General features: G+C 38.7%; 16 protein-coding genes. 8 read left to right on the top strand and 8 right to left on the bottom strand.

What is annotated here, in order from left to right; all coding sequences use genetic code 11:
• Nucleotides 1–173 precede the first annotated feature (173 nt).
• Nucleotides 174–470: a DUF3817 domain-containing protein gene (locus tag C4F49_RS07485; RefSeq protein WP_196935251.1), complete on the top strand. Its 297-nt coding sequence runs from the start codon at nt 174–176 to the stop codon at nt 468–470.
• On the opposite strand, the gene C4F49_RS07480 is transcribed toward C4F49_RS07485, so the two are convergent.
• The 3 genes from C4F49_RS07480 to C4F49_RS07470 all read right to left on the bottom strand — a co-directional run bounded on the left by C4F49_RS07480 (nt 467) and on the right by C4F49_RS07470 (nt 3,569).
• Nucleotides 467–868, bottom strand: coding sequence for an acyl-CoA thioesterase (locus C4F49_RS07480; RefSeq protein WP_196935250.1), 402 nt, complete (start codon nt 866–868; stop codon nt 467–469). The two genes, C4F49_RS07485 and C4F49_RS07480, sit on opposite strands and share 4 nt — an antisense overlap.
• 126 nt (nt 869–994) lie before the next feature.
• The gene (lpdA, locus tag C4F49_RS07475) at nt 995–2,401 is read right to left on the bottom strand and encodes a dihydrolipoyl dehydrogenase (protein WP_196935249.1); all 1,407 of its coding nucleotides are present in this window, start codon (nt 2,399–2,401) and stop codon (nt 995–997) included.
• A 103-nt stretch (nt 2,402–2,504) separates the two neighbouring features.
• Complete coding sequence (locus C4F49_RS07470) at nt 2,505–3,569, bottom strand: aldose epimerase family protein (protein ID WP_196935248.1); 1,065 nt, start codon at nt 3,567–3,569, stop codon at nt 2,505–2,507.
• Between the two features lie 73 nt (nt 3,570–3,642).
• Between C4F49_RS07470 and C4F49_RS07465 the strand changes: the two genes are divergently transcribed.
• From C4F49_RS07465 to C4F49_RS07455, 3 genes are read left to right on the top strand one after another with little or no spacing between them, the layout of a single operon-like run.
• Nucleotides 3,643–4,068, top strand: coding sequence for a hypothetical protein (locus C4F49_RS07465; protein ID WP_196935247.1), 426 nt, complete (start codon nt 3,643–3,645; stop codon nt 4,066–4,068).
• 60 nt (nt 4,069–4,128) lie between these two features.
• Nucleotides 4,129–5,481, top strand: a complete 1,353-nt coding sequence (locus C4F49_RS07460) for a deoxyguanosinetriphosphate triphosphohydrolase (RefSeq protein ID WP_196935246.1) — start codon at nt 4,129–4,131, stop codon at nt 5,479–5,481.
• A gap of 33 nt (nt 5,482–5,514) precedes the next feature.
• Nucleotides 5,515–7,626: a type IA DNA topoisomerase gene (locus C4F49_RS07455; protein WP_196935245.1), complete on the top strand. Its 2,112-nt coding sequence runs from the start codon at nt 5,515–5,517 to the stop codon at nt 7,624–7,626.
• Nucleotides 7,627–8,736: 1,110 nt separating this feature from the next.
• Here the strand turns inward: C4F49_RS07455 and C4F49_RS07450 are convergent.
• Nucleotides 8,737–9,120, bottom strand: coding sequence for a hypothetical protein (locus C4F49_RS07450; protein WP_196935244.1), 384 nt, complete (start codon nt 9,118–9,120; stop codon nt 8,737–8,739).
• A gap of 82 nt (nt 9,121–9,202) precedes the next feature.
• The gene (locus C4F49_RS07445; protein WP_196935243.1) at nt 9,203–10,270 is read right to left on the bottom strand and encodes a PA0069 family radical SAM protein; all 1,068 of its coding nucleotides are present in this window, start codon (nt 10,268–10,270) and stop codon (nt 9,203–9,205) included.
• A 104-nt stretch (nt 10,271–10,374) separates the two neighbouring features.
• Here C4F49_RS07445 and C4F49_RS07440 point away from each other — a divergent pair, with 104 nt between their 5' ends.
• From C4F49_RS07440 to C4F49_RS07430, 3 genes are all read left to right on the top strand, one after another.
• Nucleotides 10,375–11,019: an alpha/beta fold hydrolase gene (locus C4F49_RS07440; protein ID WP_196935242.1), complete on the top strand. Its 645-nt coding sequence runs from the start codon at nt 10,375–10,377 to the stop codon at nt 11,017–11,019.
• 74 nt (nt 11,020–11,093) lie between these two features.
• Nucleotides 11,094–12,077, top strand: a complete 984-nt coding sequence (locus tag C4F49_RS07435) for a hypothetical protein (protein ID WP_196935241.1) — start codon at nt 11,094–11,096, stop codon at nt 12,075–12,077.
• Between the two features lie 55 nt (nt 12,078–12,132).
• Nucleotides 12,133–12,381, top strand: a complete 249-nt coding sequence (locus C4F49_RS07430; protein ID WP_418895777.1) for a hypothetical protein — start codon at nt 12,133–12,135, stop codon at nt 12,379–12,381.
• A gap of 200 nt (nt 12,382–12,581) precedes the next feature.
• Here the strand turns inward: C4F49_RS07430 and uvrA are convergent, their stop codons facing one another.
• Nucleotides 12,582–15,419: an excinuclease ABC subunit UvrA gene (uvrA, locus tag C4F49_RS07425; protein WP_196935240.1), complete on the bottom strand. Its 2,838-nt coding sequence runs from the start codon at nt 15,417–15,419 to the stop codon at nt 12,582–12,584.
• Between the two features lie 148 nt (nt 15,420–15,567).
• On the opposite strand from uvrA, the gene C4F49_RS07420 reads away from it, so the two are divergent.
• Complete coding sequence (locus C4F49_RS07420) at nt 15,568–16,629, top strand: DUF2157 domain-containing protein (protein WP_196935239.1); 1,062 nt, start codon at nt 15,568–15,570, stop codon at nt 16,627–16,629.
• Between the two features lie 70 nt (nt 16,630–16,699).
• On the opposite strand, the gene C4F49_RS07415 is transcribed toward C4F49_RS07420, so the two are convergent.
• Complete coding sequence (locus tag C4F49_RS07415) at nt 16,700–17,116, bottom strand: OsmC family protein (protein WP_196935238.1); 417 nt, start codon at nt 17,114–17,116, stop codon at nt 16,700–16,702.
• A 101-nt stretch (nt 17,117–17,217) separates the two neighbouring features.
• A complete protein-coding gene (locus C4F49_RS07410; RefSeq protein ID WP_196935237.1) occupies nt 17,218–18,528 on the bottom strand; it encodes an SGNH/GDSL hydrolase family protein in 1,311 nt (436 codons plus the stop codon).
• Nucleotides 18,529–18,538 lie beyond the last annotated feature (10 nt).

Raw genomic sequence — 18,538 nt, 5'->3', positions numbered from 1 at the left:
ATACTCCCAAAAGTACACTTTTTTTTTCTTTACAGCCTAATCCATTTGCGCTTATTGCATTATTTGAACGAATTTGATATGGATTTGATAACGAATGTCAAAAACTGGTCACTTCATCCGTTTTCTTTGATAAAAGGATTATTTATGCTTTATTTTGCCTCCAAACAATCAGTATGTTACGAATATTTCAACAAGTCGCGCTTTGGGAAGCCATTTCAACTGTTATCCTTTTTTTTGTAGCCATGCCGCTAAAATACTTGGCTGATATACCCGATGCAGTAAAAATTGCAGGGTCTATTCATGGGTTTTTAGTCGTTGTATTTGTTATTTTATTAATAGCATGTTGGCAAACCTACAACTGGACTTTTGGCCGAGTGGTTAAATATTTCGTGTTATCCTTAATTCCAATCGTTTCTTTTTATGTGGAAAGAGATGTGAAGAAAGATATCAAATCGACCAATACGATTTAATCCAATCGCGTATTATCGATGCCCATATAGGCATAGGTAATTTCTTTCTTCAAATGCGGAGTTGGGTTGCCGTCTTTATCCAGATTAACAAACACTAATTTATCAATCGATAAAATTGTTTTGCGCGTGATCTTATTTCGGACTTCGCAACGCATAGTCAGCGACGTAGTTCCAAAATGAGTAGCTTCAATTCCCAATTCGATAATATCGCCTTGCTGCGCAGAGCTTACGAAATTGATTTCAGAAATGTATTTGGTGACTACATGTGGGTTTCCTAATTGAACAATGGCGTAGATTACCGCCTCTTCATCAATCCAGCGCAATAAAGTTCCCCCAAACAAAGATCCGTTTGGATTTAAATCTTCTGGTTTGACCCACTTTCTTGTATAAAAATTCATTTTTCAGTAAGTTGATGTTAAAATTTGGTGTCTGTTATTCTTGTTCTAAATTTAATGGAATCTCGTGAGGCGTCAAAATTCTATCAAAAAAAAGAGGCATTTTTAAAAATGCCTCTTTCAATATGGTTAAGCGTGAATTGCTCGATTTGCTGTTGCAGCTAAAGCAGCTTCCTTAAACGCTTCGGTATACGTCGGATGCGCGTGGCATATGCGGCCGATGTCTTCTGCCGATGCTCTGAATTCCATGGCGGTTACCGCTTCTGCGATCATATCTGCCGCACGTGGTCCGATCATGTGGACTCCTAAAATTTCATCAGTTTCCTTATCAGCCAATACTTTTACAAAACCATCTGTATCACCAGACGCTTTCGCACGTCCCGATGCTTTGAATGAAAATGATCCTGCTTTATATTGTTTTCCTGACTCTTTTAATTGTTCTTCGGTCTGTCCAACGGAAGCAACTTCTGGCCAAGTGTAAACCACGCCCGGAATCAAGTTGTAATCAATATGAGGTTTTTGACCTGCGATTAATTCAGCAACAAAAATACCTTCATCTTCTGCTTTATGCGCTAACATGGCACCTTTAACCACATCGCCGATTGCGTAAACGCCAGCGACCGAAGTCTCTAAATGTTCGTTAACCGTGATTTTATTGCCTCTCTCTTCGACCTTTAGACCGATATTTTCTAATCCTAATCCTTCGTTGTAAGCCGTACGTCCAACAGCCACGATGCAGTAATCTCCTTCTAATGAAACAGTTTCGCCTTTCGCGTCTTCTGCTGTTACCGTAACTTTTTTGCCTTTGGCTGAAGCTCCAGTAACTTTATGTCCCAAGAAGAATTCCATGCCCAATGATTTTTTCAAAACACGTTGCAATTCTTTTCCAAGACCAGCATCCATCGTGCCGATAATGGATTTTGCAAATTCAACAACGGAAACTTTCGAGCCCAAACGAGCATAAACTGATCCTAACTCCAAACCAATAACTCCACCGCCGATAACGATTAGGTGTTTTGGAACTTCGGTCAAGTTCAACGCTTCTGTTGAAGTAATAATCCGTTTTTTATCAATAGGCAAAAATGGCAAAGCAGTCGGTTTAGAACCTGTCGCAATGATTACATTTTTAGCTTTTAATTCTTCTGTTTTTCCATCAGCTTTCGTAACGATGATGGTGTTTTTATCTTTAAACGATCCTAAACCTTCGTAAGAATCAATTTTATTTTTCTTGAATAAATAAGTAATACCAGCTGTGTTTTGTGCGATTACATCATCTTTGCGAGCAATCATTTTCTTCATGTCCAATTTTAAATTGCTCAAGCCAATACCGTGAGCTTCAAAATTGTGTGCTGCATTGTGGTAATGTTCTGAAGAATCCAACAAAGCTTTTGACGGGATACAACCTACATTCAAACAAGTTCCTCCAAACGTGCTATATTTTTCTATTACTGCTGTTTTTAATCCTAATTGAGCGCATCTGATTGCGGCAACATATCCACCAGGACCACTTCCAATTACGATAACATCATATTCCATATGAAAATATTTTATTTTTGTCCACAAATTTAAGACATAATATACACTTTTACGAAAGATAATCGCAAAATAGATAAAAGTTTTATAGATTATTTAACGCCTGTTAAATGGCTAGACTGATGCCAAATTTGTAGCTGATGATTGCCTTAAATGTTTCATTTGGCAATAATTCGCAGGATGGAAAATCTTTTCGGTTAGCGCTGTCTGGAAAAAATTGACATTCCAAACAGAATGCATCGTTTGGCTGGTAAGCTGTACCTTGTTTTCCTTTGTCAATACTGTTCAGAAAATTTCCAGAATATAAATGAACGCCTGGATAAGTTGTAAATACTTCTAGCTTAATTCCAGAAGCCGAACCGATCGCTGTAGCACAGGGTTGGGTTGGATCTTGCGCATGAATAAATGAGTGGTCGTACCCATTGGCAAATGTGAGTTGATCATCGGGAGAATTAATGGATTCTCCAATCCGTTTTGGTTTTCTGAAATCGAAGGGGGTATTCTCTACGGGTGTTTTTTGAGTTGGGATCTGAAATTCATTAATTGTTAAATATTCTTCCGATGGAATGCTGACAAGATGTTCCAAAATTGAGCCCGTATCTTCGCCATCCAAATTAAAATATGCATGATTGGTTAAATTTACGATTGTTGGCTTATCGGTGGTCGCTTGATAGCGAATAATCAGCTCATTTTCTTCGGTTAATTCGTATGAACAGTGGACCGTTAATTTTCCAGGATATCCTTCTTCGGCATCTTCTGAAGTGTAAATGAAATCCACTTTATTCTCGAAATTCACACGCCGATTCCAGACTTGGTTGTGGAAGCCGGTTGGTCCGCCATGCAACGCATTTGGGCCATTATTCGTAGCCAAGGTGAATTCTTGGTCACCCAATTTAAATTTTCCGTTGGCGATGCGGTTTGCAAATCGACCTATCGTTGCGCCGTGGTAAGCTTCTTTGGCATCATAATATTCCTGGATGGAATTAAAACCTAAAACCACATCACGTAAATCTCCATTCTTATCTGGTACAAGTATGCTTACGATCCTAGCTCCGTAATCCGTGAAAGCAACATGCATACCTCGGCTATTTTTCAAGATAAACAAATGTGTATTCTTACCTTGATGTGTGCTTTCAAAGTTTTTGGGATCAGGAATGGAGTAGTTTGACATACATGTTAGATTTGAATCTAAATTTACGAATTTAATTAAAATTGATTAGCTTAGTACTACAAATTCAATGAATATGTTACGCATTAAGCCTAAAATATTATTGCTGATCATTGGGTGTTTTTTCAGCATTCTTGCTTTTACTTGTTCCTTTAGCAAATTATTCTTTACTATCGGCACTGAAGAAACGGTTGATGTTCCGTATTTCGTTATTTTTGGTTCTTTTGCAGTGCTATACTTATTCTATGCTTTGATTTTTCCAAAAAAGATGAGCGTAGACGACGCATTTAATACCATCAGATTTCTGATTATTTCCTGTCTCTTAATTGCTTTGTCTTTTTTACTGTATAATGCAATCTTATATTCGAATCCTCAAAAAGTAATACATCATTATGATATAATTTGGATTATTTTTTTCGCTGTTTTATGGATTATAAATGCTTTGGTACTATCCTTTTACTACAAATTGGCTAAGAAGCATGCCCTGATTGCAACAGACTAAGTTCAGCTGATTAATCCCAAGAAAGCTTATCTTTGAGCTTAATTTCATCAAAATCACAGTATGAATTGGAAACAATTGCTTTCAGCAAAACGTTGGGGTTACGAGAGCCGTCCATTAGGCGATCAAGTTGATGCACGCTCTGAATTTCAACGGGATTATGACCGATTGATTTTTTCATCTCCGTTTCGAAGATTGCAAAATAAAACGCAGGTTTTTCCATTGCCTGGAGCTGTATTTGTCCATAATCGATTGACGCATAGTTTAGAGGTAGCGAGTGTAGGTAGATCGTTGGGAAGGCTTTTCTATACCTTGATGCGTGCTGAAAATCCAAATATGGATGTAGACTATCCGTACTTGCAAGAAGTGGGAAACATTGTTTCTGCAGCTTGTCTTTCGCATGATTTAGGAAATCCGGCATTTGGGCATTCCGGCGAAGCGGCAATTTCTACCTATTTTACACAGGGTGCAGGACAGCGTTTTAAAAATGAATTAAGTCCAGAGGAATGGGCGGATATCACCCATTTCGAAGGAAATGCAAATGCCTTGCGAATTTTAACGCATGCCTTTCATGGAAAAGATGATAAAGGATTTGCGTTGACTTACACGACATTAGCTTCCATTGTTAAATACCCATGCGCAGCAATCGATGGTCACGTAAAAGGAAATCATCATCGTAAAAAATATGGTTTCTTTGATTCAGAAAAAGAAACGTTCTATAAAATAGCAGAAGATTTGGGTTTGGAGAAAGATCCAACTAATCCGAATGGATACTTACGTCATCCTTTGGTTTATTTAGTAGAAGCTGCCGATGATATTTGCTACAACATTATCGATTTGGAAGATGCGCATCATTTAAAAATCTTGTCGTACCAGGAAGTGGAAGAGTTGCTGTTGCCTTTGTGTAAGGATGACAAATTGAAAGAGCGCTTGAACGGATTGTTGGATGCGTCGAGCAAAGTTTCTTTGCTGCGGGCAAAAGCGATCAATACCTTGATTCACGGCTGCGCCGAAGTGTTTTATAAAAATCAGCAACAGTTTCTTTCAGGTACATTTCCAAAAGCATTAATGGATGCGTTGGAAGATGATGTAGTCGCTCAGATGAAAAGAATAGCGTCGATTTCTATGAAGCAGATTTATAATGCGCCAACGGTTGTGCAGATTGAAATTGCGGGTTATAAAGTCATGAATGCTTTGCTAGAGGAATTTATTCCCGCCTATTTAAAAGCTGACGAGGATAAAACTATTTTTGATAAAAAAATGATTGCAATGATTCCGCCACAGTTTTATACAGATCAGACAGACACCTATTCCAAAATACGTGCGGTGTTAGATTATGTGTCCAGCATGACCGATGTGTACGCTGTTGATTTGTATAGAAAGATTAAAGGAATTTCCATTGCATCGTTGGATTAATCCTAGCATTAAAACTCAAAAAATCAGTAAGTAATGAAATTGGTAATTGCAGAAAAACCTTCTGTCGCGCGTGATTTAGCTCGCGTGATGGGGGCGAAGGAGGCGAAAGAAGGATATATCGGTGGGAATGGATATGCATTTACCTATGCATTTGGGCATTTGGTACAGCTGTGTACACCGCAGTCGTATGGATATTCGACTTGGTCGATAGCGAATCTTCCGATTATTCCGCAAGAGTTTAAACTTGAAGCGAAGAAAATCCGAAAAGATGGAAAACAGATTGATGATGCAGGAGCTTTAAAGCAATTGAACATTATCAAATCCTTAATTGAGCAAGCTGAAGAAATCATTGTGGCAACCGATGCTGGGCGAGAAGGTGAATTGATTTTTCGGAATATTTATTACTATTTGGGAGCTAAGGTTCCGTTCAAACGATTGTGGATTTCTTCACAAACGGACAAAGCGATAAAAGAAGGTTTTGCTACGCTAAAGGAAGGAACAGAATATGATAGTCTGTATTTCTCCGCGCGCAGCCGTTCTGAATCAGATTGGTTGATCGGCATTAATGCGACTCAGGCAATTACGCTCGCTGCAGGCAATCAAGGTTTGCTTTCTTTGGGAAGGGTTCAGACGCCGACTTTGGCCATGATCTGTTCGCGTTATCTGGAGAATACAGCATTTAAACCTCAAGCATTTTACAAAATCCAGGCAAGTTTTGAAAAGGATGCAATTGCCTTTAAAGCGACATCCTCGAAAATTGATGTAAAAGAATTGGCTGAAGAAACGGTTGCCAAAATAACTGTAGGATCGGAAGCCAAAGTACTGAAAGTTGAAGCGAAAGAAACTAAAGAACAGCCACCGCTGTTGTTTGACTTAACCTCTCTTCAGCAAGATGCGAATAAAAAATATGGATATTCTGCCGATCAAACATTGAACATTGCGCAGAGTTTATATGAACGGAAAGTGATTACCTACCCAAGGACTGGTTCGCGCTATATCGGTGAAGATGTTTTTGAGAAAGTTCCGGAATTGTTTCAGCATCTTTCAGCAACTGCACATGAAAGCATTGCTGGAATAGCGGGAAATCTACTAGACGCAAAGCTGAATAAACGCTCGGTTGATGATAAGAAAGTAACCGATCACCATGCGCTTTTGGTGACTGATGAAAAACCGAGTGCCATGCCAATGGATCAGCAAAACATTTACAACATGATTGCAAAGCGCATGGTTGAAAGTTTTTCGGAAGTTTGTTTGAAAGATATCACAACGGTGACGTTGGATGCGAATGGCGTTGAGCTGATTGCCAAAGGTACTGTTATCCGTCAATACGGCTGGCGTTTGTCCCCCGAACAGATGGAAGCGCCCGATGAAGATAAAAACTCAGACGATCAAGACAATGAAAATGTACAATTGCCAAAGTTGTCAGCTGAAGAAATCTTGGAAGTTTTAGCCGTAGATCTTTCCGAACGGTTTACTAAAGCAAAGCCAATCCATACGGAAGCGTCTTTATTAAAAGCGATGGAAACTTCCGGAAAGGAAATCGAAGATGAGGAGATGCGCCAAGCGATGAAAGATTGCGGTTTGGGAACGCCTGCAACAAGGGCCGCAACGATAGAAACGCTTTTTCAGCGTGAATATATCAAACGCGATAAGAAAAAGTTGATTCCCACGCCAAAAGGATTGACATTGTATAATTTAGTGAAAGATCGTTCGATCGCAAAAGTCACGTTGACGGGCAAGTGGGAACAAAAGCTAGAAGAAATGCGCGCAAATAAGGTTTCTTACGATCTTTTTATGAAACACATTAAGGATTACACGGAGCGCATCACGAAAGAACTTGTTCAATTGCGTGTCAGCATTGCGCACGAGGCTCCTGTTCCTTTGCAAAAAAACAACATTAAATGCCCAAAATGTGCTTCCGGAAAAGTGCAGTTGTACGACAAAGTTGCGCAATGTGATTTATACGCGCGAGGATGTGATTTTAAAATCTGGCGTACCTTAAATGGCGTGACGCTAGATGAAAAGGAATTGAGAAATCTGCTAGAAAAGGGGAAGACCTCAACATTGAAAGCTGTCAAAAACCAAGAAGGAAAAATAGTTGAAGGCGTATTAGTATTTAAAGATTTTAAAGTTAGCGTTGTATAATTCAAAATTCAAAATTAAAAATTCAAAAAATTGCAGAGTTTGTCATTCTGAATGAAATGAAGAATCTGATTTCTATTTGAGAAATTTCGCTTCGCTACCAATGACAGATTTAATCCTGGCTCAGCAATATACATATTGCTCCGTAGGAGTTACCGCTTTGTAGTTCTATTATTTCCTTAATAATTTCGTGCCGTAGATACGCGCCCTAGGGATTGTTTTGCCTATGGCACAAAATTTTCTTGGATTTTTTTCTATAAAGTGGTTGTGCCTACGGCACATTGACTGGAACTGTATTGCTTTTGAATTTGCTCCGTAGGAGCGAAATGTTTGTAGGAAAAGAATGCGCAATAAAATCAGCGTGCCGTAGGTATGCAACAATTTATTTTAAAACCATAAAAATCCTTTGTATTGGATTGCGTACCTACGGCACGCATTTCACCCTCATAACTATTTCTACAAACATTCAGCCTCTAACGAGGCTTTAAAAGAAAGTATAATCCGAACTCTATTCTTTATTCTAGATACTTTACTGGTTTAGGAGCCTACGGACAAAAAAATCATATAACACTTTACTGTCAACATCTTCCAAAAGTTTTGTACACAAAATTTAGTTCCTCAATAAGACAAGTAATTTGTCATTTGATATCTTTATGCTATCGTGATGTTCCGAAGGGACATCATGAATCACTGATAATAGCGGATTTGCAATCCGCCTTAAACAGATTATTAGTATTGCAAGTTTCTTTTATTTATACTCCAACATCTTCCTTTGAAAGATATCGAACAGCAAAGCGAGAATTGAATTTATTGAAAAATTTAGTTGTCTTTCAAAATGTATTTACCGGCTTCCTTAGTAACAGTGATTTTCTTTTCCAGAATTAAATGAAATTCTTCCTTCGAAATTCCTAATGGTCTTAACGCGTTTTTTATAATAAACTCAGGAACTGGATTGATAGGAGATTGAAAAATTATCGGTCGGAAAAGATCTGAACGAATGTATTTAATATGTCCCCCGCCTGAATGTTTTTCCACTAAGGTACAGCCACACAATTGGAGAAAATCTTCAAATTGACGTAGGTTAATATTTCATAGGGATTTGATGGTCATTCATTATAGAAAGAAATTAACTGTCCTATTAAACTTGCTGAGTTCTATATTGGTTCTTGAAAGTAAATACTTAAAATCTTCGTTATTCTTTAGCAAATAATCTGTTGTCGGTTGTACGACAAGTGACTGATTGACATGTTTAGTCCATCCTAATCGTACTAATTCTTTTAACAAATTTTCGTTTCCAGAGCTATTTTTGGTAAGATCATTCAGCATGTAATCGAACGATTTTTCTGCTTCGTTCATAGTATTCCCGTAACCCACCATCTCTAAAGCGGGACCGTAATAATAAAACACATCAGCCTCAAACCAACTGTAAATCTCAAGATCACAATTGACAAGCTTTTTGTCTCTCTTTAATGATAAATTATAAATATCATTTTCCATAATTAAATTTAGGTATTACTTTTTAATCTTGAAAGACTTTTATGTGTATGCTATTCAGGATGTTCTGAAGAGATACAATCTTTCAAAACAACTTCAACTGATTATTCGGACCTTCAAATAAATCATGATTTAACGATATTTCTTTTACATTCAAGCCATTGAGTCTGCAATGCAAACGGAAATTATCTTCAATCAATTTGGCGATTTTGCCATCGCCTTTCATGCGTTCTCCGAAACGGCTATCGTTGACATTCCCTGCATGACAGTTTTGAATCATATGCCATACCTTATCAAATCGATCTGGAAAATTCTTTCTTAACCAATCTTCAAAAATTTGCCCAATTGCTCCGTTCAATCGAACAACTGTATATCCTGCACGGATTGCTCCGGCATCTGCAATCGCTTTCAACACTTGAGGGATTTCATGGTCGCTCAATCCAGGGATTAAAGGTGCAACCATCACGCCCATAGGAATGCCTCGTTTGCTCAGTTCATGGACGATTTTTAACCGCTGTTTTGCTGTAGTAGTTCTGGGCTCCATCACTTGTCTCAAGTCTTCGTTCAGGCTGTTGATTGACACGTAAACCATACAGAGATTTAACTTAGCCATTTCTTCCAAAATATCCGCATCTCTTAAAATCAATGCATTTTTAGTAATAATGCCAATAGGCTGTTTGTATTGCAAGGCTATTTCCAAGAGCTGTCGAGTCAATTTATATTTACGCTCAGCGGGCTGATAACAATCCGTATTGCCAGATAAAGAAATCGTTGAAGCATCCCAATTTTTCTTTTCTAGAAAATTCTTAAAACGAATGGGAGCATCCTTTTTCACAATGATTTTTCGTTCGAAATCAAGCCCTGCACTAAAGCCCCAAAACTGATGCGAATTTCGGGCATAGCAATAAATACAGCCATGCTCACACCCTTGATAGGGATTTAAAGAATAGGCCATGCCCACGTCAGGGCTTGTTACCTTGTTGACAATCGTTTTTCCGGATTCATAAATAAAACTTGTTTTGCTGTCAGGTTCCTCCCAATCATCAATTCCCTCCACATGCTCTTTGGCATACACATCATTCAGAAATTTATTATGAATGTTGATTTGTGCTCCTCTTCCTTTAAAATACGGGTTTTCTTTTTCCTCCAACATAACTTAAAATTACTAATATTTTTAGTAATTCAGAAAAATGTTTTACTTTTCCTCCGCGTGTTTTATTCTTGTTCCTTACGCCTTATTAGACTATCTTTAGAATTATGAAACTTTACGTCTTTAGTGGTTTGGGTGCAGATAAAAGAGCTTTTTCTGCGATTGATTTTTCAGGATACGAAGTGATTCATATGGATTGGATTTCGCCGGAACCAAAAGAAGCGATGGAAGACTATGTTATTCGTCTGGCAGAAGCTCATCAATTGCCAAAATCTGGCGCAACGGTCATCGGAGTTTCATTTGGTGGGATGTGCATCAGCGAATTAGCGAAAACCTATAGTTTTGAAAAAATCATTTTTCTTTCTTCGGCAAAATCAAAAAATGAGCTTCCCCAAGACGGATTTTGGTCTTTTTTAGCGCCGTTAACAAATCTGATTCCAGGAAAACTATTGACAAAGCCCAATTCCATGATTTACAAAGCTTTTGGCGTGACGGAACAAAAAGACAAAGATTTGCTAGCTGAAATTATCCGCGATACCGACCCTAAATTTTTGAAGTGGGCGATGAAGGCTATTCGAAATTGGGAAAATACAGTAGAGCCTTCCGAGTTTCTACATGTACATGGAACTGAAGACCGCGTGATTCCATTTGCCAATGTCAAACAAGTTGTTCCTGTCATGGGCGGTGGCCATTTTATGGTCCTGAATCGAGGAGAAGAAATCTCCCAGTTTATTCGAGGCTACCTCGACTAATCAATCGTCAGTTTTAAGCAATAAGACGATAGAAAATCCATTCCCTTTGTAATTTCTTTTACCTTTGTCGAGCTATGGCAAATATCGTATACAACCCTTTTTCTGAATTCAAATTTGACAATAAAACCTGTTTTCTGAGTGGAGCTGAATTGCAATCCGCAGATGAAACAATTCAGGTGTTTCCTGTTTGGATGATGCAAGCGTTCAATTTGGAGGACCAGCCTTTTAAGATGCTTGACGAAAGCATGGTTACTTACAAAAAGTTGCAGTTGCCATGTTCTTGCACTACAAGCCATGCATTAGAGAAAATTGAATTGGAAGTTGAACAAGCAATGAATTCAGGATATGAAGCTGTAAAAGATTTGTCGCATACCACACTTTTTCAATGGGTAGCCAAAATCGTATACGGAGTTGTGTTTAATGAGATTCAAGCAGGTATTCGTCAGGCTGTTTTGACTGGTGAGGAAATGAATTTCTCTCAAGCGTTGGTGCATAAATTTCGCAACCTGCATGCCATGTTGCAATCGCTGATTGTTCCAATGGAATTTGAACATCAATTGCCATTTTCCATTCAGGTTTTTCCTGTGAATAATCCAGAAAATACGTTTATGTACCGCGATGAAATCAACACCTTAGTTTTTTCGTTGCGAATGAATGATTTTGCGATTATCGCTACGCTTCAGGATAATGGAACCCATGCTATTTATCACGAAGATGTTTTGGCAAAAGTGAAAGGCCATGTGTTGCATCCGATTCAGTTTGAAGAAATATGCGCACGTTATTTTTACTCTGCCTATCTGTTCAATCGCCTGCCGGAATACACCTATATGGAAACCCCACAAAAAATCTATGTAGAACCCATGCCATTAAATGATTTTACGTTAAAGCCGATTTTTGATAATTGGGCAGTAAAAACGTATGGACAAGTGCTGGAGAATTTCTGGAAACCATGGGGATATCTCTTGTTCGAGATTATTAAAGACCCAGAACATCCAATGACATTTATTACAGACGAGCAAGGAGATTTTAAAGTGGTCGAAGGGTTAGCTTTGCAGTAATCGACTCGTAAATTTCTTATTTTCAGTATTTTGTGATGAAAATTTTTATGTAAATTTGAGTGTGAAAGATGCTGAAAAACATATCGTAAATGCTTATTCTAAGCTTTTTGAAAGTTTGAGTTTTGTAAGCAAAAAAAAGCTGATTGAAATTTTATCAAATTACTTGAATCAGGAGAAAGATAAAGAAACTGTCGATTTTTATTCTTCTTTCGGTGCATTTGGTTCGTCGAAATCAGCTGAAGAAATTGTCGATGAAATAAAATCTAGCGGAAAATTTAATTCCAAAGAAATAATAATGGAGTAAGAATGGAGAGGTAGAAATGACTTCAATGTATCGAAAAGATATCTAGATTGAAAATTTATTTTGTAGAGAATAACTATACGTTTTTAGCTGTAAGCACTCGAATACTTCCTAGACATTAAAGCCATTTTTGGTAATAAATATTTAAAACACCTGCTTACTAACAGGTGTTTTTAATTTAATTTTTATTAATTATAAAAAATCTACTCCATCTCCAGCTTTAAAAAACGAGCCGTCTCTGAGTTTTTTTGTTTAATCAGTTCTTTGGGAGTTCCAGAGAATAAGAGGTTTCCGCCTTCACGGCCACCTTCTGGACCCATATCGATTACCCAATCGGCTGTTTTGATGACATCCAAGTTATGCTCGATGATTAAAATGGTATTTCCTCGGTCGACCAAACGGTTAATAACACCTAATAAAACATTGACATCTTCAAAATGAAGACCTGTTGTAGGCTCATCCAAGATATAAAATGTTTTTCCAGTATCTTTTTTCGAAAGCTCCGTGGCTAGTTTGACGCGTTGCGCTTCACCACCGGATAGGGTAGTAGAAGCCTGTCCAAGCGTAATGTATCCCAAACCTACATCTTGAAGTGTTTTGATTTTTCGATAGATAGAAGGAATATTTTCGAAGAAATCCACCGCTTCATCAATGCTCATGTCCAATACGTCCGAAATGGATTTTCCTCGGTAGCGAACCTCCAGCGTTTCGCGGTTATAGCGTTTTCCATGGCAAGTTTCGCAAGGAACTTGCACATCAGGTAGGAAGTTCATCTCAATGATTTTCATTCCGCCACCTTGGCAAGTTTCACAACGTCCGCCTTTCACGTTGAACGAAAAACGTCCAGGTTTATATCCTCGGATTTTGGCTTCTGGCAACTGAACATACAGCGCGCGGATATCTGAAAATACGCCTGTATACGTAGATGGGTTGGAACGTGGCGTTCGGCCAATCGGGCTTTGATTGATTTCAATGACTTTGTCAATGTGTTCTAATCCTTCAATGGATTTATAAGGCATTGGCTTTGCCTTCGCTCTGAAAAAATGATGGTTTAAAATAGGGTATAAGGTACCTGTAATCAAACTAGATTTTCCCGAACCGGAAACTCCAGTCACCAAAACTAATTTTCCCAACGGAATGGAAACGCTGACATTTTTCAGGTTGTTCCCGGTAGCACCTTTCAGGACCAATTGCTGTCCGGAACCCTCGCGGTATTTGTCCGGAATAGCGACTTCCCGTTTTCCATTCAGGTATTCGGCAGTTAACGATTTCGATTTATAAATCGCTTCGGGTTTTCCCTGAGCAACGACTTGTCCGCCATGAACTCCCGCTGCGGGACCCATATCAATCACATAATCAGCATTGACAATCATGTCCTTGTCATGCTCCACAACCAAGACCGAATTGCCTATGTCGCGCAAGTTTTTAAGCGACGCAATCAGGCGTTCATTATCGCGCTGATGCAACCCAATGCTAGGTTCATCCAAGATATACAATACGTTAACGAGTTGCGAACCGATTTGTGTTGCCAAACGGATGCGTTGTGCTTCTCCTCCGGATAATGTTTTCGATGACCTGTTTAACGTTAAGTAAGTCAAACCAACATCCACCAAAAAGCCTAGTCTGGTTTTAATTTCTTTGACGATTTCTGTTGCGATGATTTTCTGGCGTTCATCAAGTCGTTCATCGACCGTTTGAAACCAATTGTTGAGCGCGCTGATATCCATTGCTGATAATTCGGCAATGTTTTTATCCGCAATTTTGAAATGCAAAGATTCAGTTTTTAGACGCGCACCTCCACAGCTAGGGCAGACGACCTGTGTACGGAATTCTTCCAACGAAAGTCCGTCATCACTCTTTCCGCTTTGCTCCTCCAGCATTTTAAAAATTCCCGAAAAGGTCACTTTGTATTCGCGAGTTCCATAACTGCCATAAGAAACAGATAGTGGGACATCATCTTCTGCACCGAATAAAAGAATGTCGATGGATTCTTTGGATATTTTTTCAATCGGATTGGTTAATGAGATGTCGTAACGTTTAGCTACGGCTTTAATAACTGATGAATTCCAAGAATCACGCAATGGGCCTAAAGGAACAATTGCCCCTTTGGTAATGCTCAGTTTTTTATCTGGGATAACTACATTTTTGTCAATCTCAAAAATATAACCCAAACCATCGCATTTAGGACATGCGCCGTAAGGCGAATTGAATGAAAACGTATTCGGCTGTGGCTCATCGTAAGAAATGCCTGATTCGGCATCCATCAAATAACGGCTATAAAACTGCTCTTTGTTTTCCTTATTGGCAATTTTAATAATCCCTTTCGCGGTTTTCAACGCCTGCATGACTGAATCATAGATTCTTTTTCGGTCGTCTTCGTTGATTTTTAATCTGTCTACAACAATTTCGATGTCGTGGATTTTATACCTGTCCACTTGCATTTTAGCAACGACATCCAATATTTCCCCATCGACACGCACTTTGGTATAGCCTTGTTTGCGAATCTGTTCAAATAATTCGCGGTAATGGCCTTTTCGGCCTTTAACAACCGGCGCTAAAATATTGACTGCTTCATCTTTGAATTCTTCCAAAATACGATTCACAATCTGCTCATCCGACATGCGTTCCATTCTCCTTCCAGAGACATAAGAAAAAGCTTCGCCGGCTCTAGCATACAATAAACGCAAGAAATCGTAGATTTCAGTAATTGTACCTACCGTAGAGCGAGGATTTTTGCTTGTTGTTTTCTGCTCTATTGAAATCACGGGACTCAATCCTGAAATCTTATCGACATCGGGGCGCTCCATTCCGCCAAGGAACTGACGGCTATACGCCGAAAATGTCTCCATGTAACGTCGCTGGCCTTCAGCATAAATCGTGTCAAAAGCCAACGAAGATTTTCCGCTACCGCTCAAACCAGTTATTACGACCAGCTCATTCCGTGGAAAACTTACGTCTATATTTTTCAGGTTATGTACGCGTGCTCCAAATACTTCAACATCACTTTGTTCACCTAAATCAATTGCTTTTTTCTTCGACATGCTAAAATTATTTTTGCAGGTGCAAAGTTACTGATTTTTAAGAGGATTTTCTCTAGTTTGGGTACATGCATTTTTGGATTTTTAGATTGAAATGAGATGAGGCGCGATTTTATTTTTTTATCGGGATATTTAACCTAATTTAGTTCTATTGAAAAAGTTAGACTTAAACAAACAAGAAATCGAAACCGTTGAATCCGCCATCCAACATTGGCAGGAAGAAGGGTATTTGGATTCGGAAAAAGCCAAAGAATTAAAAGATTCGATTGAGGAGAAAAGCTTCGAATGGGGAATGCTGGCGAAATATGCGTTTTGGATTGCATTGGGTTCGCTAATTCTTTCAGTCATATCTCTGTTTGCAGATGATGCTTTAGTGACCTTTGTAAAAGGTTTTTACGAAACACCAAATATTGTTTTTTGTGTCTTCTTTGCCGCTCTGGCGGCAATGTTTTATTTCTTAGGATTTAGAAACAAAGAGAAAAATCCAGAGAATAACTTTTCAAGCGAAACGCTCATGCTGGCAGGAGCATTTTCAACGGCAGCATCCGTTGGTTTTTTAGGAACAATCCTAGATAGAAGTACGAGCCATTACACGATTTCATTCTTGCTATCGATTATCATTTATGCAGTACTGACCGTCAAGCTACAATCTAAGTTATTGTGGGTGTTTACTTTGGTTGCTTTAGGGATTTGGTTTGCGACCGAAACGGCTTACCATAGTGGTTGGGGATTTAGGTTTTGGGGAATGAATTATCCGTTGCGTTTTACGATTTTCGGATTGATTATTACAGCCTTCTCCATTTGGGGGCAACCAAAAATAAAAGTTCTTGAGCCCTATACCTCGACAAGTTATGTCGTGGGTTTATTGTATACTATGCTTTCGTTGTGGTGCTTGTCGATTTTTGGAAATTATAGCGATTTCGAAGCTTGGACAGGCGTTCGCCAATACGAAATTTTCTATTGGGGCTTGCTGGGAATCGCATTGTCTTTGGGGTTATGCCTTTACGGGATGAAAACTAAAGATTTTGTTTCGCGAGATATTGGTTTCGTGTTCTTTATCTTGAACCTCTACACGCGATTTGTCGAATATCTTTGGGACAACATCAACCGCACAATTTTCTTTTTGATTTTGGCAATTTCTTTTTGGTTCGTAGGTCGATGGGCTGAGAAGATTTGGAAAAAGAAGGATGGTAAATCCAAAGAATTAAGCTAATCGATAAAAATGTGTACTCAAAAAAAATGCTCCAACGGAGCATAAAGAATAAGTTTAAACCAGCATCAACTTAATTGATTTTTAAGCTGTACGTGATTTCAACACCCCCTGCGGCTAACATATCGTGAACCGAACAGTATTTCTTTACCGCTAATTCAGCTGCTTTCTGAGCTTTTTCATGATCAATGGTTCCTTTTAAAAAGAAGCTGATGTGGATTTTTGTGAAAATATTTGGAATTTCTTCCCGACGGTCGCCTTCCAGTTCCACTTGGATATCTTCAATGTCTTGTCTTTGTTTTTTCAGAATAGCGGATAGATCGAACACGCTGCAAGAGCCCAATGCCATTAAAACCAATTCCATCGGACGAACACCTTTTTCTTCTCCACCGATCGCCTCCGAACCGTCAATATTTACTTTAACAGGAGAGGATGGAGCAGATGCTTCATAATGAGAAGCTTTATTTACACGATTTAAAGAAACTTTCATAGTCAAAATTTTATACAAATATACGGCAAAGGGATTAGCTGAGGAAACTAAAAAACCCGCTGACAGTTGCCAACGGGTCCAAACTTAATTCTACAACAATATTAGTTCGGCATAATCACGCCTCGGTATAAACTAACATCCACTTTAGGGATAGTCGATTTGTATTTCGCATTGATTGCATCAATAAATAAATTCGCTGTTAACGCATTTCCAAGCGGAGTAAGATGTACCCCATCTAAAGAAAATGCATTTCCAGTAATGTAGCTAGAGCTAACATTCACACCATTGACAACAATGCCTGATTTCACTCGATTTAAAAATGCATAGGCGTCTGCAACAGCTAAATCGTTATCACTTGCAACCTTTTTAATCACATCATTAAACTCAACAACACGAGTAGCGACAGTAGCTTGCTCACTTTCATCTAAAACATATTGATCCTCAATAGGGTTCAAAGGGTGTAAACCGTATGGATAAGGACTATTCGCGGTTGAACCTAGTAAATTTCCTGCGATTGAAGAAAACGTTAAAATAAATTTGTCTTTATCTGTCGCAGCACGAGGCGTAGTTTTCGTAGCAATGTAAAGATCCGCGACAGGAGCAGGAGCCACGGCATTAACTGCTGCCAGCAAGGCGACTCTTGTAACTGTGTTGAAATAAGGAATACTTGTCACATCCGGAATTGTAGCTACAACACCTTTACGGCCATTTGTTACCAGCGAACCGATAAAAGCGGTATATAAAGCTGTAAATTCAGTTGTAGTCGTCAATCTATTTGTGGAGTTAGTAGTGACTGCTCCATTAGTAGCATAACCCAAAACATCATTATTTCCCAACCAAAATGAGAAAAATGTGTGGTTTTGAGAAGATGCATAACTTAAATAGGTCGTCGTTAAAGTAGAAGCATCGGGCAATAGTCTTTCAAAGTATGGATTGCCAGCGGCAGAGCCATACCCTTGAATTCCCATCATATCCAACCGCATTCCCGGTACACCAAGATTGGTGATTGGATCTAAATATTTTGTAAATAATAATGGGCTTTCACTTCGAACGGCTTGCGCAGGAACCATTTCAATAACAGGAGAGCCATTCACTAAGGCGGTTAATCGCATGTATCCAGTTCCATCGCTTTGCTCAGCACTGAAAAAAGGACTGTTAAATCCAACTGCTCCACCAAATTTTTGCATTTGCTCTGCAATTAAATTCGGATAGGCTACTTGTTGCCCTGCCAAATATAACCCATTGTCAGCAAAACCTGCAGTTAACGAGTTTCCAATAGCGACGTATTTGGTGAAATCCGCATTTGAACCAGCGCTCGGTGTTAATTCATCTAATTGAGGAGCACATGATGTAGCAAAAGCTAAAGCCGCTAAACCGAAAAATAATTTTATATGTGTTGTTATCTTTTTCATAATTGTGATT

Source organism: Sphingobacterium hungaricum, assembly GCF_015210005.1.
GTDB classification, from domain to species: domain Bacteria; phylum Bacteroidota; class Bacteroidia; order Sphingobacteriales; family Sphingobacteriaceae; genus Sphingobacterium; species Sphingobacterium hungaricum.
Note: the sequence above shows the minus strand (reverse complement) of the source record. Positions and strands in the feature narration are given on the sequence as shown.

Excerpts from the sequence above, each read along its gene's own strand:
- C4F49_RS07460 (WP_196935246.1), top strand. The coding sequence starts at position 4,129 with ATGAATTGGAAACAATTGCTTTCAGCAAAACGTTGGGGTTACGAGAGC.
- C4F49_RS07480 (WP_196935250.1), bottom strand. The coding sequence starts at position 868 with ATGAATTTTTATACAAGAAAGTGGGTCAAACCAGAAGATTTAAATCCA.
- C4F49_RS07445 (WP_196935243.1), bottom strand. The coding sequence starts at position 10,270 with ATGTTGGAGGAAAAAGAAAACCCGTATTTTAAAGGAAGAGGAGCACAA.
- C4F49_RS07485 (WP_196935251.1), top strand. The coding sequence starts at position 174 with ATGTTACGAATATTTCAACAAGTCGCGCTTTGGGAAGCCATTTCAACT.
- C4F49_RS07415 (WP_196935238.1), bottom strand. The coding sequence starts at position 17,116 with ATGAAAGTTTCTTTAAATCGTGTAAATAAAGCTTCTCATTATGAAGCA.
- uvrA (WP_196935240.1), bottom strand. The coding sequence starts at position 15,419 with ATGTCGAAGAAAAAAGCAATTGATTTAGGTGAACAAAGTGATGTTGAA.
- lpdA (WP_196935249.1), bottom strand. The coding sequence starts at position 2,401 with ATGGAATATGATGTTATCGTAATTGGAAGTGGTCCTGGTGGATATGTT.
- C4F49_RS07435 (WP_196935241.1), top strand. The coding sequence starts at position 11,094 with ATGGCAAATATCGTATACAACCCTTTTTCTGAATTCAAATTTGACAAT.
- C4F49_RS07450 (WP_196935244.1), bottom strand. The coding sequence starts at position 9,120 with ATGGAAAATGATATTTATAATTTATCATTAAAGAGAGACAAAAAGCTT.
- C4F49_RS07470 (WP_196935248.1), bottom strand. The coding sequence starts at position 3,569 with ATGTCAAACTACTCCATTCCTGATCCCAAAAACTTTGAAAGCACACAT.
- C4F49_RS07465 (WP_196935247.1), top strand. The coding sequence starts at position 3,643 with ATGTTACGCATTAAGCCTAAAATATTATTGCTGATCATTGGGTGTTTT.
- C4F49_RS07410 (WP_196935237.1), bottom strand. The coding sequence starts at position 18,528 with ATGAAAAAGATAACAACACATATAAAATTATTTTTCGGTTTAGCGGCT.
- C4F49_RS07455 (WP_196935245.1), top strand. The coding sequence starts at position 5,515 with ATGAAATTGGTAATTGCAGAAAAACCTTCTGTCGCGCGTGATTTAGCT.
- C4F49_RS07440 (WP_196935242.1), top strand. The coding sequence starts at position 10,375 with ATGAAACTTTACGTCTTTAGTGGTTTGGGTGCAGATAAAAGAGCTTTT.